This window comes from Limnospira platensis NIES-39 (genome assembly GCF_026000695.1).
In the GTDB taxonomy this organism is placed as follows: Bacteria; Cyanobacteriota; Cyanobacteriia; order Cyanobacteriales; family Microcoleaceae; genus Limnospira; species Limnospira platensis.
Map to the genome: position 1 here is coordinate 3863938 of NZ_AP026945.1, position 16778 is coordinate 3880715.

The 16778-nt window shown below is 44.3% G+C and carries 14 protein-coding genes; 5 read left to right on the forward strand and 9 right to left on the reverse strand.

Annotation, left to right across the window (positions count from 1 at the left end; all coding sequences use genetic code 11):
* The first annotated feature begins 13 nt into the window (after nt 1-13).
* Both N39L_RS18915 and N39L_RS18920 read left to right on the forward strand, forming a co-directional pair.
* Nucleotides 14-1210 carry a trypsin-like peptidase domain-containing protein gene (locus tag N39L_RS18915; protein WP_014276057.1) on the forward strand — a complete coding sequence of 399 codons (1197 nt, stop codon included), beginning with the start codon at nt 14-16 and terminating at the stop codon, nt 1208-1210.
* 137 nt (nt 1211-1347) lie between these two features.
* Entirely contained in the window at nt 1348-3090 is a 1743-nt protein-coding gene (locus N39L_RS18920) for a PAS domain S-box protein (RefSeq protein WP_043468414.1), read from the forward strand.
* A gap of 67 nt (nt 3091-3157) precedes the next feature.
* Here N39L_RS18920 and psbV2 read toward each other — a convergent pair whose 3' ends face one another.
* The 8 genes from psbV2 to N39L_RS18960 form a co-directional block, all read right to left on the reverse strand.
* Entirely contained in the window at nt 3158-3646 is a 489-nt protein-coding gene (gene psbV2, locus N39L_RS18925; protein WP_014276059.1) for a photosystem II cytochrome PsbV2, read from the reverse strand.
* Between the two features lie 190 nt (nt 3647-3836).
* Nucleotides 3837-4328: a photosystem II cytochrome c-550 gene (gene psbV / locus N39L_RS18930; protein WP_006616772.1), complete on the reverse strand. Its 492-nt coding sequence runs from the start codon at nt 4326-4328 to the stop codon at nt 3837-3839.
* Between the two features lie 310 nt (nt 4329-4638).
* Nucleotides 4639-5592: an acetyl-CoA carboxylase, carboxyltransferase subunit beta gene (gene accD, locus N39L_RS18935; RefSeq protein WP_006616771.1), complete on the reverse strand. Its 954-nt coding sequence runs from the start codon at nt 5590-5592 to the stop codon at nt 4639-4641.
* A 53-nt stretch (nt 5593-5645) separates the two neighbouring features.
* On the reverse strand, nt 5646-6761 hold the full coding sequence (locus tag N39L_RS18940; RefSeq protein ID WP_231852407.1) for an RNA-guided endonuclease InsQ/TnpB family protein: 1116 nt from the start codon (nt 6759-6761) through the stop codon (nt 5646-5648).
* Complete coding sequence (locus tag N39L_RS18945; protein ID WP_126277588.1) at nt 6718-7290, reverse strand: IS607 family transposase; 573 nt, start codon at nt 7288-7290, stop codon at nt 6718-6720. The genes N39L_RS18940 and N39L_RS18945 overlap by 44 nt, the downstream gene beginning before the upstream one ends.
* A 99-nt stretch (nt 7291-7389) precedes the next feature.
* Nucleotides 7390-7629: a hypothetical protein gene (locus N39L_RS18950; RefSeq protein ID WP_006616365.1), complete on the reverse strand. Its 240-nt coding sequence runs from the start codon at nt 7627-7629 to the stop codon at nt 7390-7392.
* Between the two features lie 41 nt (nt 7630-7670).
* Nucleotides 7671-8486, reverse strand: a complete 816-nt coding sequence (locus N39L_RS18955; RefSeq protein WP_014276063.1) for a prepilin peptidase — start codon at nt 8484-8486, stop codon at nt 7671-7673.
* A 49-nt stretch (nt 8487-8535) separates the two neighbouring features.
* Complete coding sequence (locus N39L_RS18960) at nt 8536-8853, reverse strand: hypothetical protein (RefSeq protein ID WP_006616367.1); 318 nt, start codon at nt 8851-8853, stop codon at nt 8536-8538.
* 78 nt (nt 8854-8931) lie between these two features.
* Between N39L_RS18960 and N39L_RS18965 the strand changes: the two genes are divergently transcribed.
* The 3 genes from N39L_RS18965 (at nt 8932) to N39L_RS18975 (ending at nt 14335) form a co-directional block, all read left to right on the forward strand.
* The gene (locus N39L_RS18965) at nt 8932-9711 is read left to right on the forward strand and encodes an HAD family hydrolase (protein ID WP_014276064.1); all 780 of its coding nucleotides are present in this window, start codon (nt 8932-8934) and stop codon (nt 9709-9711) included.
* Between the two features lie 271 nt (nt 9712-9982).
* Complete coding sequence (locus tag N39L_RS18970; RefSeq protein ID WP_014276065.1) at nt 9983-12424, forward strand: FkbM family methyltransferase; 2442 nt, start codon at nt 9983-9985, stop codon at nt 12422-12424.
* 129 nt (nt 12425-12553) lie between these two features.
* Nucleotides 12554-14335: a glycosyltransferase family 2 protein gene (locus N39L_RS18975; protein WP_014276066.1), complete on the forward strand. Its 1782-nt coding sequence runs from the start codon at nt 12554-12556 to the stop codon at nt 14333-14335.
* A gap of 347 nt (nt 14336-14682) precedes the next feature.
* Here N39L_RS18975 and acs read toward each other — a convergent pair whose 3' ends face one another.
* A complete protein-coding gene (acs, locus tag N39L_RS18980) occupies nt 14683-16650 on the reverse strand; it encodes an acetate--CoA ligase (RefSeq protein WP_006617424.1) in 1968 nt (655 codons plus the stop codon).
* Between the last annotated feature and the right edge of the window lie 128 nt (nt 16651-16778).

Genomic DNA, 16778 nt, shown 5'->3' on the forward strand with positions numbered 1-16778 from the left:
TAGGGATATAACCATGTTCAACTTGGGTTTTTCTCGCTTTGATTCCCTCACCGCCATTTTAACCGGAATGGCAACAACTGCCGCCGTCGTCATAAGTTGTCAAGTCGCCCTAGCCACTAAAAGCGCCCAGCAAGTCGCCGAAATCGCTGCACCCATTACAGTTCAAATTAATAGCGCCCTGGGAGACGGTTCTGGGGTAATTATCGCTAGACAAGATCATATCTATACAGTGCTGACGGTGAATCATGTAGTCAAAGCACCTGATGTCGCCTACAGTATCCGCACCCATGATGGTCAAAGTCACCCGGTCACCAGTGTGACTAGACTGCAAACTACAGGTGATGAACCCGATTTAGCAGTAGTAAGATTTGAAAGTAACCAGGAATACCCGATCGCCACTTTAGGCGATTCTGAACAGGTAGTGATTGGGGTTCAGATTTATGTCTATGCTTATCCGGCTACTGGGGGGTTAACCGGCGCGGCACGGGAACCAGAACTCTCCCCCGGATTGGTCACCAGTCGCCCTAAAAATCGCCCAGAAGGCTATAATTTGCGGTATCAGGCTGTTACTTGGAGTGGTATGAGTGGGGGTCCGGTATTTGATTCTCAAGGCCGTGTGGTGGGTTTACACGGCCAAGGGGAGTTTGGATTTGCTCAAACTCGTTCTGGAGATGTTACCCCCATTAAAACTGGGTTTAATGCCGCCGTTCCCATTAATTTGTTTCTCGAACAACTATCACAAGCCCAGTTAAATCCTAGTGATTTACAAATGGATTGGGAAGCCCTAGAAGCCTCTCCTGTGTCGTTGGATACTCCCCAAAATGCCGAAACCTATTACTTTCGGGGGTTGAGTTGGTTGGATCGCGGTTATGCGTGGGAGGCGATCGCTGATTTTAACCGAGCCCTAGAATTGAATCCTAATTCCCCGGAAACCTATTTTAATTTGGGATTGGCGCGGACACTATTGGTGCTTAATGAACCGACCCGTGGCCCCAATCCCGTTCTTGACTACACTAGGGCGATCGAACTTAATCCCGGTTTTGCTGATGCCTATTATAATCGTGCCCTCAGCCATATCCGTCGCCAAGAATTTGAGGAAGCCTTAGCTGATTTTCGCCAAGCCGCAGAACTTTATCAACAACTGGGACGTTCAGATTCTCATCAGGATGCCTTACAGCGTATCCATGAACTTGAGGAAATGGCACAATAACAGTTGAGGCTGTAGGGTGTAAAGTGTGTTTGGGGTGTACAAAAAGCAGCTATCCTGACCTAAAACAAGGAAAACAGAGATGGTCGCTCCTAATCATCAGCACACTTTTTAATTTTCCCCCGTTTCCTTATTGACTAATGACCAAACCAGTTATTCTCTGTGTCGATGATGAACCTATGATTTTGGACACTCTGAGGCGACTGCTTCGGAGAACATTGGGCGGAAAATATCGATTTGAATTTGCTGGTAGTGGCAATGAAGGAATTAAATTAGCTCAAGAATTGATAGAAGCTGGGGAAGAATTGGCGGTAGTCATTTCTGATTATATGATGCCGGGTTTGCGGGGAGATGAAGTATTAAAAGTTATTCATCATTTATCCCCCCATACTATGAATATTATGCTCACGGGTCATGCTGATATTGATGGGGTATTTAATGCTATTCAATATGCTAAACTTTATCGCTATATTTCTAAGCCTTGGGAAAATGAAGATTTGAGTTTAACCATTACTGAAGCTATTAACAGTTTCCAACAACAAAAGCAACTCGCTGACCAAAACTTTCAGCTTCAGGAGATGAACCGCGCCTTAGAATTACTTACCCAAGACCAAGCCAATTTGATTGAGTCTTTGGGTAAGACTGAACGCAAATATCGCAGTATCTTTGAGAATGCTCTGGAAGGGATTTTTCAAATTTCCCCTGATGGAAAGTTTATTAATGCTAATCCCACTTTGGCTAAGATTTATGGCTATGAATCCCCCAAGGAACTGATGTCTTCTATAACTGATGTCCAGAAACAGTTATATGTTGAACCTAATCGTTGGGATGAATTATTAGAAACTTTGCATGAGCGCCTGGAAATATCTAAGTTTGAATCTCAGGTTTATAATCGTGATGGTGAGATTATTTGGATTTCCGAAAGTGCCAGAATTGTCAATGATGAAAATGGTGATATTCTCTATTATCAAGGGTTTGTAGAAGATATCACTGAACGTAAACGCGCTGAAGCTGAACTAGAACGTTTTACCTCCGAATTATTTGAACTCAACCAGTCCTTTTTCCGCTTTGTTCCTCACCAATTTCTACAATATCTCGGTAAAGATAGCATTGTTGATGTTCAACTGGGGGATAATGTTCAACAGGAAATGTCGGTTTTATTTGCTGATATCCGCGATTTTACTAGCCTCTCGGAACAAATGACCCCAGAGGATAATTTTAAGTTTATTAATGCTTATTTGTCCCATGTAGAACCAGCGATCGCCGAATATCGAGGCTTTGTTGATAAGTACATTGGTGATGAAATTATGGCCCTCTTTAGCCACAGCGCCGATGATGCTCTGCGAGCCGGAATTAGAATGCTTGACCTACTAGCAGAATACAACAAAACTCGACGGCGTACCGACCCCACAAAACCTACCTATCGTCCCCCTATTGAAATTGGTATTGGTATTAATACCGGAAAATTGATGTTAGGAACTGTGGGGGGAAAATCGCGCATGGATGGTACTGTAATTGGTGATGCGGTTAATTTGGCTTCCCGTTTGGAAGGATTAACTAAAAATTACGGCGTATCTCTATTAATCTCTCACTATACATTTGTCCGACTTAACCATATTAATGAGTATGGTATCCGTCTTATTGATCATGTTCAGGTTAAGGGGAAGTTAGAAATGGTTTCTGTGTTTGAGGTCTTTGATGCTGACCCCCCCGACTTGCGCGCGGGAAAACAAGCCACAAAAACTATGTTTGAGCGAGGATTATTACACTATTATTTAGGCGAGATTTCTGAGGCGATCGCACTTTTTGAATCCTGTTTAGAACAGAACCCCCAAGATAAGGTCGCTCAGATTTATTTAACCCGCTGTAAGGGTGATATTTAGCTACTCCCAACTAATTGAATCACCCCCTGACTAGGGTTGGGTAATTGGCTATAATTACCCGATTTTTTTAGTTTTTAGCCCAACCAGGTGCTTTAATGGCTGATTGTAAGATAAAAGCCGCTAAGTTATCAATTTCTGCATCCGAAAGCCAATTTTCGGGAATTTCCCGACACCAGTAGTTAGTATCACTACCATCATAGCTGACGGGATGCCTCATATAAGCCACTAAATCTTTGATAGTATCCCTCGGAGGTGTGGCTCCTTTCAGGTCTTCCAGAGACAGGGAAACCGTCGGATAAGGAATAGTTACACCACCAGCGTGACAGTTTAAACAACTATCAGTAAACAACACTTTTCCCGCTGATAGATCTTCTACAGAAAAGGTCTGGGTTCCCCCTTGGCGATCGCTCTGTATTTCCACAGGTTCATCAGTCAGATATCTTAACACATAAGGGTCAACATTTTGAGCTTGAACCGGGAAACTAAAAATCAGGCATCCTACTATATTGGTGATAAATAAGAGCAGTAGAGAGCGCAAAAAACGGTTACGAAACATGGAAATTTGAGGTATTTAATATCAGCAGTTAAATCGGAGACTTTAGATTTTAGCTCCGCTGATTATCCTAGATAATTCGCGGACTTTAGTGGTTACAATTTCAGAGTATTTAGTAACCCTTCTTAGTAGCCACCAAAAACCAAAACCTAAAGTCAGAAATCTAGTTAGGTCAATCTTTCAATCTGAAAGATTAACGGAGGTATTTACCACCACCCCACTGTTCACCGCGAACCTTGGGTTGTAAGAGAATGTAACCCGCTACATTATACAGATCATCTTCGGAGATGTTTCTCATCTTGGGAAAAATGTCTGAACTTTTCAAGCTAGGATGCAGTTCGGATATCTCGACGAAGCCATCATAGGTGGTGGGATTTTTGATATAATCAACCAAGGCTGCAATGTTATCGCGGGGGGGAGTAGCCAAAGCCAGGGCTTCAGGACTCAAGTTAACATCAGGGTTGGTTTTAGTCACACCCAGCGCATGACACTGAGCGCAGGCGGCGTTAAATACTTGTTGGCCTTTTTTGATTTCTTTGAGACTCAAGACAGCAGTATCGCCTTGAGCATTGATGGGAAAGGTTCTCAATTCTTCAGTCAATTCCAAAGCGTTTGCATTACCCACCCACATTTGAAAGGTGAAGAATACAGTGGCAACAGCCAACCAAATGTACCTTTTTAGCATGGTTCTCCTTAACTTTTAGATGATTATAGAACGCACTACAGCAACAACTCAATCGGCAATCTTGAGCAGTTGTGATCCTGGTTTTTAGCGATTCTGTCTCAGAAGTCTGATCTCAATAGTCCTGTGTTAAATGATCTTTGTCAATCGTTGGATCTACTATCTGATTAAGCACTTGTGCGATCGCCAAATGGTAGTCCGAGGCCATTTGGGCCCTAGACAAATGAGCAAAAACCGATGACAATTAGTCAAAACCGGCATCACCCACCAATTATATGCAGTAGTGGGTACTATCAAATCACTGATTTAGAGATTATCGATGCTGTTGGGTTTCCTCAGAACGATGGACATGGCTGAGGGACTTAGGGTTAGAGTCCGACAATTTTACAAAAGGTCTTCCGGTAGGCTGTGGTGGTCGGTGCAGCTTAATCAATTGGGTGAGGGTTTTTTTAAGCTGAGTGCGAGGGACGATCGCATCAATAAACCCATGAGCCATCAGATATTCAGAAGTTTGAAAATCATCAGGTAGTTTTTCTCGCAAGGTTTGCTCAATCACCCGACGACCCGCAAAACCAATAGTTGCCTGGGGTTCAGCTAGAATCAGATCACCGAGCATCGCAAAACTAGCCGTCACCCCTCCAGTAGTAGGATTTGTCAGTACAGGGATATACAAAAGTTTTTGCTCTCGATGTCGTTCCAAAGCTGCCGAGATTTTGGCCATTTGCATCAGGCTTAACATTCCCTCCTGCATTCTAGCCCCCCCGGAAGCACAGATAATCACTACCGGGTATTGATGCTCAGTCCCATATTCGATCATCCGGGTGAGTTTTTCTCCCACCACCGAACCCATACTACCCCCCATAAATTGAAAATCCATCACCCCAAGGGCGATCGATTCCCCATTCAATAAACCCGTCCCCGTTTGGACAGCATCAATTTGACCTGTTTTCTCCCGGTATTCTCGCAGACGATCGCTGTAGGGTTTGCGATCGCGAAAATTCAGGGGATCTACTGAACACAGATTAGCAGCAATGGGCTGCCAGGTATTTTCATCAATCAGTTGTTTAATGCGATCGTCACTGTAGACCCTCATGTGATGGTCACATTGCAGACACACCATAAGATTCGCCTGTAAGTCTTTGGTGTAAGTTAATGCACCGCATTTTTCACATTTGACCCACAAACCATCGGCAATTTCTCGCTCTTGGCGTTCGGGACTAATGGGAACTGATTTTTGTCGATTTGCAAACCAGTCAAATAGAGACATTAATTAAAATACGTTCTGATGTTTGATTGAGGAGATTATTGAGCCTGATACATTTACGCGACATTTATCCGGCTATTGCCTGACAATGCTACGATAGCACTATTACCCGTTAAGGTAACAGAGGCGGTATCCCGCAAAGCTTTTAGAAAGATTCCAAAAGCACCGTTCCAGTCCCTGGGTAGAGTGAACCCACACTCAGGACATCGGAACACTTTTGAGCCACCTAGCTGGGAATGGACATGACCACAGTGAGTACAGGTTTTGCTGGTGTATTCTTCCGTCACATCTACAACTGTGGTTCGAGTTATCTCGGCTTGATGTCTCAGGGTTAGTTTGAATCGATAATGCGCCCATGTCAGCATGGCGCGGGCAGTCTTGGATTTGATTTTCCGCTTGGCTTTGGCAACCATGTTGGAAGTCTCGAAGGTGGGCAGAAAAATTATGCTGTAGTCATTAGTCAAGTAGTGAGCAATTTGTTTGTGGGCTTCATCAACTAGATTGCGGATTTTGGTTCTCATTCGTTGAGCCGCTTGCCTCATCCGTCGCCTTCTTGAACGACAGGGTTCCTTGGCGATTCGGCTCATCAAATCATCCAAATGTTGACATAACCGAGTAATGCGTCCTATATCTCCGGAGCCCAATTCCAGAAATCGTGAACCATCAAACCCGGTCATAAAAGTTCGGACGCCCGGGTCTAATGCAATTACGCCATTCGCTTCAGTTGGGGTAACGGCAACTGGTTCAGGGAAAATCGCCAACCATCGACCTTTGGTAAACACCAACTGAGTCCCTTGCCCGCAAGTTTTAGGGATAGCTTCGGAAACCATGAAAGTTAATCCTTTCGTGAGTCTTGGATACCAACTCCCTGAAGAGAAATTAGTATTATTGAACTTCATCCCTTGAGAGCTGTCACGACAACTTCTAAACCTTGCATCAGGACTGGCGGTCAAAGCCTGATAGGCATCAAAGATGGCATTTTGCCGAATATGGCAGGGTGTTTCTTTGACCCATTCGGGTAAGTCACTCTGCATCACTTCGTTGCGTAATTTCAGTTTGCTTAGTCGTTTACCACTCCGGGATAATGCAATTGCTTGGTTGTAGCAATACCGACAAGCGGCCAGCCATTTACGCCAGACTTGATTTAGCTCGGGGCTGGGGTAAATCCGGATCTTCTTTGACCTGAGTTTTGTATTGACTCCGTCCGTATAATCGGGAACTGAAGCAGTCGAGGATGGCGAGAATGTCCTCAACCATTTCTGGTTCTCGACTGAGACTTGTCTCGTTGAGAACCATGAGTGAGCACCTGTTTTGCTCACAGAGCCATCGAAACAAGTCAAATCCCCATCTGGCCAATCGGTCTGGGTGGGCAACGACAACCATGCCGACATCTCCTGACAAGACTTGTCCCAGTAAGGCCAGCATTTTCTTTCCCTTGAAGTTGAGCCCGCCTCCGATTTCGGAGACGACTTCTGCTTCGGGGTAGAGGTTGGACAGTGCGGCCACCTGTCGCTTGAGGTCGGACTGCTGGGCGCGGCTACTAGCTCTGGCATAGATAACGACTTTGCGTTTGTCACTGCCTGATTTGGCAGCAGTATATGACTCAACGTTGTATCGTCGTTGCCCAGCCGGGGTTCTGATGGTCTCGATTGAGCCATTTTCGTCCCATCTGCGGAGTGTTCTTTCATGGACTCCAAGGATTTAGGCCGCTTCCTTGGGTTTGACATATCTGGCAATAGGTTTATCCTCAACTCTTCTCGCTTCTTATCTTATTATACCGTATTGCCCTAAAATATTAACCTAATTTGAGATTAAATCATGCTCCTCTGGCTCTTCGTCCACCGGACTCAGCAGCAGTAGTGCTGTCCACAAATGTTCCGATGGTACTTGCAACTTAGCTGGACCCCCCACCCCCATATATGACCCAACTCCTAGGCTAATTACCCGTGCTGGAATATCATGGGAGCTGAGGACCTGTTGCATTAACTCGGCTTCCCAGCGCATAGCAGTGGTTTTTAGTGTAATCCAAGACACGATCATTTCTATCTCTAGGATAGGCACAAAGCTTGATGCACTTTACCTCAGATAACTGGGAAAAATAACTCCATATACATAGATACTATTATCTCACCCCACAGGGCAGTTATACCAGCAGCGATCGCTAAAAAAGGACCAAATGGCATGGGTTGGCGGCGGTCTAATATGCCCACAGCCATGGCTCCTGCGCCGATAAAGGCTCCTAAACCACAGGCGATGAAACTTGCGACCAATAGCATCTTCCACCCTAACCAAGCCCCCATAAGGGCGGCTAATTTAGCATCTCCCGCCCCCATAGCCGTTTGTCCAAAAGCCATGGACCCCAAAAAGGCGATCGCTTCAAATAACCATAATCCTAGCACCGCCCCCAAAACACCCACCATTAACTGGTCTATCACCCCAGCCGTTTTTAATCCCAGTAAGCCTTGAAAACACAACCCCACCACTAAACCTGACTGGGTGAGAGGGTTAGGAAGGATTAAGGTATCTATATCAATTAGAGATAATGCCACCAACCAAGCTAATAACGCCCACAAGCCAAACAGTTGTACTATAGTTCCTGGCATGATGGTTACATATACCAGCAAAAACAATAGACCCATTAACCCTTCTACTAAAGGATAGCGCATAGATATCGGTGCATGGCAATGGCGACATTTACCCCGCAACCACAACCACCCCAAAACCGGCACATTTTCACTTAAACCTAAACGGGTATGACAATGGGGACATCGTGAGGGAGGATACCACACCGACAGACCAGCCGGGACTCGATACACAATGACATTTAAAAAGCTACCTATGGAAGCGCCTAGGGCAAATATAATCAAGTAAGCCGGCAGATCAACTAAAATATCCATTAGACTTTCACCTTTCACCGGGGTTTCACGCCCGCTTCCTAGCCTGGGGCTAAAATAACTCTAATTCTATCTGCTCAAAGGGGATAAAACATTCTCCCGGAAGCAAAATGGGTTTGGGGGAGAAAAGCAGTAAACTCCGATAGCTGCGGGAATTAATGGCTACACCAGACGGACGGCGCATTCGTTTCGCGTGTACTTCTGAATAAGCATGATACACCCGTCGGGCTATCCTCAGTAGTTGGGGATCTTGTATCCGCCACTCTTGGCTAAGGGGTAAGTCCGGGTTTGGAGGCGGCGTTACGGGATTTTTTAACTCTGAGTTGGAGCCATAAACCACAAAGACAATTCCCAAAGGGTTAATCAACACACCTGGTTAGATGTTAAACTAAAACTATCACAACAATTCCATAATTTCGGTAAACTGCCCTACAACATACTAAAAACCATGCCAGATAAACCCAATCTTCTCGCCTTGGACTTTGATGGTGTTCTCTGTGATGGCTTGCTGGAGTATTTTCAGACGGCTTGGCGTACATATCTCGAAGTTTGGTCGCCTCCTGAGTCTACCCCCCCGGATGATTTACCCCCTAGATTCTACCGCACTAGACCTGTGATTGAAACGGGCTGGGAAATGCCTCTTTTGATCAGGGCTCTGATTTTGGGGTGGGCTGAATCTCAGATTCTCAGCGATTGGCATAGTATATCACGTCAACTGCTCGAACAAGAACATTTGTCACCGGAAGTTCTTGGCTCTCGACTTGATCAAATTCGTGATCAGTGGATCGCTACAGACCTACCAGGGTGGTTGGCTTTACATCGCTTTTATCCGGGTGTATGCGATCGCCTTCGGGTTATTCTTGAGCAGGACATGATACAATTACGCATAATTACCACTAAGGAAGAACGATTTGTGCGATCGCTTCTCGGACAACAGGGAATTATTCTCGACCCGGGAATCATTTTTGGTAAGGGACACAAACAGCCTAAGCACCAAACTCTACGGGATCTCATGACTCTTTCTGATCCTAGTCCGCTGATCTGGTTTGTTGAGGACAGAATGAAAACTTTGTTGTCTGTACAAGGTCAACCAGACCTACAACAGGTTACACTGTTTTTGGCTGACTGGGGTTACAATACTCCCATAGAGAGACGTTTGGTGGCTGAATATCCCCCCATCCGTTTGTTGTATTTGTCTCAATTTACTCAGGATTTTGAGGCTTGGTAATTACCTAATTATCCGCTTAGTTCATGGTGCAAACAATTACGACAATTAAACTCACTAGAATATTTATGGTGATTGGTGACTTATTATTAAGTGGTATATCTGAGAGCGATCGCTCCCCTATTTAGCAGATTCAACCTCACTGTAATCCTTGGGGATAACCCCCGAAATTATAACTCCTAATGACTGCTATATATACTAGCCAATGTTTGGCGGATTTATGGCTTGGTAAATAGAGTTAAATATGATCTAAAATTAGTTTATTTCGATATCTATGAAACTTAACTTATCACAAATTTTTCTCGACCATAAAGTTAAACCTCGTGGTATTATCTATGTGGGAGCTGGAGAAGGGCGATCGCTCAAACGTTTTGCCAAGTTTACTAATGCTCAAATATTGCTAATAGAAGCGAATCCTGTCACCTGTGAACGGTTAAAAATGGCTGTAGGCGATCGACCTAATATTCAGACAGTTCACATGGCGATCGCTGACCAAAATAGTGAAGCCACTCTCCACGTTACCAACATCGAATCCAACAGTTCTATTTTACCACTAACACAATACAAAAAACTTTATCCTAACCTCAGCGAAACTCAGCAAATCCCCGTTGATACCCGCACTATTGACACTATTTTAGCTGAACTTAATCTACTCCCAGAAGACTTTAATATACTATATTTAGACATCCAAGGAGCCGAACTTCTCGCCTTAACAGGAGCCTCCGAAATCCTCCAACATCTTGATGCTATTTACACCACGACAAGCCAACATCAACTATTTGAACGTGGCGCAACTCTTGAGCAAGTTAACGCCTTTCTCAATGAACATTATTTCACCCCCATAGCCCAAGCAACTCCTTATCATCCCTCTCGGTATGAAGTTGTTTATATTCACAACAACCTCATCAATACCTCGATACTTACTCCCGAAATTGCTGCAAATATTCGCCTCCACCCCCCCGCGGAACCGAAACCGACCGAACTCAAAATAACTCTATCTCGACTCCAAGAATTAGAATCCGAACAGGAACTTTTAAAATATCAACTACAACAACATCAGAAAGACCTCGGAAAATCTCAATCTGATTATCAGCAGAAGCACAAAGAGTTAGAAAACTCCCAGTCTCAACTACAGCAGACTCGGAAAGACCTCGAAAAATCTCAATCGGATTTTCAGCAGAAGCAGAAAGAGTTGGAAAACTCTCAGTCTCAACTACAGCAGACTCGCGTTGAATGCAAAAATCTTCATTCACAACTCGAACAAAGTCAGGAAGAGTTAGAAGAGTCCAAGGGGATAAGAGACCAAATATTAGCTGATTTAGAGAAATCTTATTCTCAATTCAAACAGAGTCAGACTCAATTAGAGCAGTCTCAGTCTCAATTAGAGCGAACTCAGACTGAGTTACAACAGTCTCAATATCAACGAGACCAAATATTAGCAGAATTAGAACAATACCATACACGACTACAGCAGACTCGGAAAGACCTCGAAAAATCTCAATCGGATTTTCAGCAGAAGCAGAAAGAGTTGGAAAACTCCCAGTCTCAACTACAGCAGACTCGGAAAGACCTCGAAAAATCTCAATCAGATTTTCAGCAGAAGCAGAAGGAGCTGGAAAACTCCCAGTCTCAACTACAGCAGACTCAGAAAGACCTGGAAAAATCTCAATCGGATTTTCAGCAGAAGCAGAAGGAGTTAGAAAACTCCCAGTCTCAACTACAGCAGACTCAGAAAGACCTGGAAAAATCTCAATCAGATTTTCAGCAGAAGCAGAAGGAGCTGGAAAGCTCCCAGTCTCAACTACAGCAGACTCAGAAAGACCTGGAAAAATCTCAATCGGATTTTCAGCAGAAGCAGAAGGAGTTAGAAAACTCCCAGTCTCAACTACAGCAGACTCAGAAAGACCTGGAAAAATCTCAATCGGATTTTCAGCAGAAGCAGAAAGAGTTGGAAAACTCCCAGTCTCAACTACAGCAGACTCAGAAAGACCTGGAAAAATCTCAATCGGATTTTCAGCAGAAGCAGAAGGAGTTAGAAAACTCCCAGTCTCAACTACAGCAGACTCAGAAAGACCTGGAAAAATCTCAATCGGATTTTCAGCAGAAGCAGAAAGAGTTGGAAAACTCCCAGTCTCAACTACAGCAGACTCGGAAAGACCTGGAAAAATCTCAATCGGATTTTCAGCAGAAGCAGAAGGAGTTGGAAAACTCCCAGTCTGAAGGGAAGAAACTGGAAACCAAAGTTAAGGAGGTTCAAGACCAGCTTAAAAATGCACAGAATAAACAGACGGAAACTCAACAGGAACTTGATAAGTCTCGCTCGGAGTTACATGATACCAGAGAAGAACTAGAAATGGCTAACTTCCAATTAGATGAAGTACAGGTGGAACTTGAACAGGCTACATTTGAGTTACATAAAACTAAGGAAGAGTTAGAGGGTTCGCAGTCTCAACTACAGCAACAGCAGAAGGAATTGGAAGAGTCGCAGTCTCAACTACAGCAACAGCAGAAGGAATTGGAAGAGTCCAAGTCAGAAGTTCAAAAACTGCGGGAACAAATACAACAGATACAGCAGATACAACAGTATCAAAATATGTCGCCACCAGGACAGCCAGTACAACAGTATCAACCTGCTGTAGCGCAGTCGGGGAATACATATAATGCTGCTCTTGTCAAGATGTTTGCTAAAATTATTGCTGAAACTATGCCAGACTAACATCTAAATTACTATATAAAAGGTGGGGTAGATGTGTGTTACCTAACCCACCTACTATCTCACCTAACTCTCCCAGGTGTTTAGGGCTAAATTAGACGAACAGAGGATTTGTAATATCAGTCAATTTCTATGGGAACTAAAAAACGTCATTTCTGGATTTTTGATAATATTCAACCTACTGTTAACCTGACTATTTTTGCGGTTCCTAAATCCTTTGTGGGAAGTGTGGGAATGATTCAACGTAATGCGATTACCAGTTGGACTAAACTGGTTCCGAGACCGGAAATTATCTTATTGGGTGATGAGAAGGGAACCGCAGAAGTCGCTAGTCAATTGAACCTGAGACATATTCGGAATATCCAAGTTAACGAATATGGAACACCTCTGCTTAATGATATTTTTAGCCAAGTACATAATCACGCTTCCCACGGGGTTTTAACATATATTAACTCGGATATTATCTTAACTAGGGATTTTCTCCCTACGGTTCAACAGGTGAATGCTAATTACCCTCAGTTTCTGATGGTGGGACGACGTTGGAATTTGGATATTCACCAACCTGTTAATTTCGATAACCCTAACTGGGAACAAGAGTTACATGATGAAATCAATACAGCGGGAATATTTAGCGGTATCGGTGCGTTAGATTACTTTGTATTTCCTAAGCCTCTATTTAAACAAATTCCGGCTTTTGCTATTGGTCGTCCGGGTTGGGATAATTGGATGGTGGGAGAAGCGTTAAAACAAGGATATCCGGTAATTAACGCGAGTCAAACTATTACTATTATTCACCAAAATCATGACTACGGACATCTTCGGGGAAACCGCATCGAAGCGTTTCACGGAAGGGAAGCGAAGCAAAATCAAAGCCTTTTACAAGGACATTTCGCGGGAAATAGTGCGGATGCTACTGATTACTTAATCCCCGCGACGGTGGCTAATTCTCCACAGGTTAGTATTATTGTTTGTAGTGATAATGATGGTTCAACTTTACCAACAACTCTTGATAGTATCCTGAATCAAAATATTGATGGTTGCGAGATTATTGTGATTGATAACGGTTCGACGGACAACACCCCGGAAGTCCTAGAAGGTTATGGAAAATCTTTGCAATATGTTGGTCAATGTGGCGAGGGAATTGTGGCTGCTAGAAACCGAGGCTTGGAAATGGCTAGGGGAGAATTTATCCTGTTTTTAGATGGGGGTTCGACTTTACTACCTAATAGTTTGTCTGACCAGATAGATGCTTTTGAAAATCGTGCGGGTTCGCTGGAAATGGTATTCTCTGGTTGGGAAATTTGGGAGGAAAATCAGCTAATTTCGGAAGTTCAGCCTTACGATAATCTTGCGCCAATTTTACAGGGTCGCGACGGTTTACATGGTTTTCATATCTGGATGTTAACGGACCTGTTGCGATTGGTTGAAACTGGTGCTATTTTATTCCGAAATTCCTGGGTTAAACGCTGGGGAGGGTTTGATTCTGGTCTGTCTCCCTATGCTGCTACTATAGATTTATTGCTAAATTTAGCATCCCATGGCGCTGCGGGAATTTGTTTACGAAAACCGACTATAAGAGTCTCTACTGATTATAGCTTTAAACAATATACGATCGCCATCCTCACCTCGGACTGTAATCAACTCATTGAAAATTACTTTTCCCGTCCTACCCTACGGGACTGGATGCGTCCCCTACAACCCCTCTGTCGCTATCAAGTCCTGGTTTGGTTAGCTGCTTTAACCTATCATACTCAAGACCAACATCAGATGCTCCAATTTCTCAGACAGTCCCGCAATTATAGTCCCTATCCCCCTCAACAAACTATCAATAATTGGTATCAAAGTTTGACCAGAATTTCCCGCGCATATAATTATCCCCCCTTTCAACTCTCCCCAGATGACCTGAAATGTTGACGAAAAAATCAAATGTTAAGAAATGTTAAAAAATTTTGCTTTTTGGGGGTAGGGGCTTGACTTTTGGGGCTCTTGACAGTACACTTTTAATATAATGGGAATCTGTGCATTTTTGACAAATTAGCATATATTTCGATTATGTAACTTGATGCTAATATGTTAGCAAAATTTCGGCTCCCTGTCAACCCCTGCAGCCGGGCGGATTTGCGTGTTGACGAAAAAATCAAAAAAGTGATCGGGTGCGTCATAGCAATTAATAATGATTTCCCGATGGGGAAATGAGCGGACTGACGCACCAAAATTGTGGTTGAGAAATTCCCGGCTTAATTAACCAGGAAGTTGCTCAACTAAGCGCCACCGCGCAGCTTTTCGAGAACGGTGCGATCTTGGAGAGTGGAAGTATCCCCAGAAATCTCCTGACCCGAAGCAAGCGATCGCAATAAACGCCGCATAATTTTACCCGAACGAGTCTTAGGCAAATCATCAGAAAAGCGAATTTCCCCGGGACGCGCCAAGGCTCCAATTTCATTAACAACGTGCTGCTTCAACTCTTTTTCCAAGGCTTCATCAGGTTGGCGATCGCCTTCAAGAGTAACAAAAGCCACAATTTCCTCACCCTTGACTTCATCAGGACGGCCAACCACCGCCGCCTCAGCCACAGCCGGATGAGAAACCAAAGCCGACTCAACCTCCATAGTCCCCAAGCGATGACCAGAAACATTAATCACATCATCAACCCGGCCCATCACCCAGAAATAGCCATCCTCATCTCGATGAGCGCCATCACCAGCGAAGTAGACATAATCGCCATTTTTAGGTCGTAGATACTCCCAATAAGTACGGCGGAAGCGCTCCGGGTCGCCATAAACAGTCCGCATCATACCCGGCCACGGGTGACGCACCACCAAATATCCCCCAGAATTATTAGTAACAGGTTCCCCTTCCGTATCAACCACATCAGCAATAATTCCAGGGAAAGGCAAAGTAGCCGAACCCGGCTTAGTAGGAGTCGCACCAGGAAGAGGAGTAATCATAAAACCCCCCGTTTCCGTTTGCCACCAAGTATCAACAATGGGACATTTTCCTTGACCAATGACGCGGTTATACCAAATCCAGGCTTCTGGGTTAATCGGTTCTCCCACCGTACCCAAAATCCGCAACGAAGACAAATCACGAGCATTAGGGTGTCTTTCACCCATTTTCATCAAAGCTCGAATAGCAGTAGGAGCAGTATAGAAAATAGTCACGCCATACTTTTCTACCACATCCCACAGACAACCGGGATTAGAAGCACGGGGAGCCCCTTCATACATCAAAGTTGTCGCCCCATTGGACAAAGGCCCATAGACAATATAACTATGGCCAGTAATCCAACCCACATCAGCGGTACACCAGTAAACATCAGTATCCTGTAAATCAAAAGCCCACTGATTAGTAATGTGACTGTAAAGATTATAGCCACCAGTAGTGTGTACAACTCCCTTGGGTTTGCCAGTAGTCCCGCTAGTGTAAAGGATAAACAGCATATCCTCGCTATCCATTTCTTCGGCGGGACATTGCCCGGAAGCATTTTGTTGCAAGTCATGCCACCAGTGGTCCCGTCCGGGTTCCATCTGGATTTTTTGCTCAGTGCGCTGTACGACCAAAACGTTATCAACACTAGGCGCACCAGCTTGTAAAGCCTTATCTACCTGTTCTTTTAGGGGTACGATCGCATCTTTGCGCCAACCACCATCAGCAGTAATCACCAATTTAGCTTCGGCATCTTCCAGGCGGTCCTTTAGAGCCTCGGCACTGAAACCGCCAAAAATGACGGTATGGGGTGCGCCAATCCTCGCACAAGCCAACATGGCGATCGCCGCCTCTGGTATCATGGGCATATAAATCCCAACGCGATCGCCTTTTTTGACTCCCAACTGTTTAATCACATTTGCCATTTGGCAAACTTCCCGATGTAGTTGGGAATAGGTCAGAGTCCGAGAGTCTCCCGGTTCCCCTTCCCAAATTAAAGCCGCCTTATTTTTGCGCCAGGTAGTCAAATGGCGATCGAGGCAATTATAGGAAATATTAATTTTGCCCCCCACAAACCACTTCGCAAAAGGTGGCTGCCAGTCCAGCACCTGATCCCATTTTTTAAACCAGTGCAACTCATTTTCCGCTAATTCTGCCCAAAACGCTTCCGGGTTAGCTTTGGCTTTCTCGTAGAGTTCCCGGTACTCTTCCATGCTCTTAATCCGGGCCTGTTTGGAGAAGTCCTCGGACGGATTAAATAACCGTTTCTCGTGTAAAATTGATTCGATCGTCGGTTGTGACATAGTGTGATGGTAACTTTAACTACAAAGTGAAGCCATTATAACCATTTTAGGCCTAGATTAAACTCTAAGAATCTTTACTTTTTTTTGAGCAGACTGCTAACTAGCTAACTCCTCCCCATGTCAAACCG

What these genes read in the sequence shown, in the direction of transcription:
- N39L_RS18950 (WP_006616365.1), bottom strand. Translation starts at nt 7,629, where the DNA reads ATGATCGTGTCTTGGATTACACTAAAAACCACTGCTATGCGCTGGGAA.
- psbV2 (WP_014276059.1), bottom strand. Translation starts at nt 3,646, where the DNA reads ATGTTTCGTAACCGTTTTTTGCGCTCTCTACTGCTCTTATTTATCACC.
- acs (WP_006617424.1), bottom strand. Translation starts at nt 16,650, where the DNA reads ATGTCACAACCGACGATCGAATCAATTTTACACGAGAAACGGTTATTT.
- accD (WP_006616771.1), bottom strand. Translation starts at nt 5,592, where the DNA reads ATGTCTCTATTTGACTGGTTTGCAAATCGACAAAAATCAGTTCCCATT.
- N39L_RS18915 (WP_014276057.1), top strand. Translation starts at nt 14, where the DNA reads ATGTTCAACTTGGGTTTTTCTCGCTTTGATTCCCTCACCGCCATTTTA.
- N39L_RS18970 (WP_014276065.1), top strand. Translation starts at nt 9,983, where the DNA reads ATGAAACTTAACTTATCACAAATTTTTCTCGACCATAAAGTTAAACCT.
- N39L_RS18975 (WP_014276066.1), top strand. Translation starts at nt 12,554, where the DNA reads ATGGGAACTAAAAAACGTCATTTCTGGATTTTTGATAATATTCAACCT.
- psbV (WP_006616772.1), bottom strand. Translation starts at nt 4,328, where the DNA reads ATGCTAAAAAGGTACATTTGGTTGGCTGTTGCCACTGTATTCTTCACC.
- N39L_RS18965 (WP_014276064.1), top strand. Translation starts at nt 8,932, where the DNA reads ATGCCAGATAAACCCAATCTTCTCGCCTTGGACTTTGATGGTGTTCTC.
- N39L_RS18920 (WP_043468414.1), top strand. Translation starts at nt 1,348, where the DNA reads ATGACCAAACCAGTTATTCTCTGTGTCGATGATGAACCTATGATTTTG.
- N39L_RS18955 (WP_014276063.1), bottom strand. Translation starts at nt 8,486, where the DNA reads ATGGATATTTTAGTTGATCTGCCGGCTTACTTGATTATATTTGCCCTA.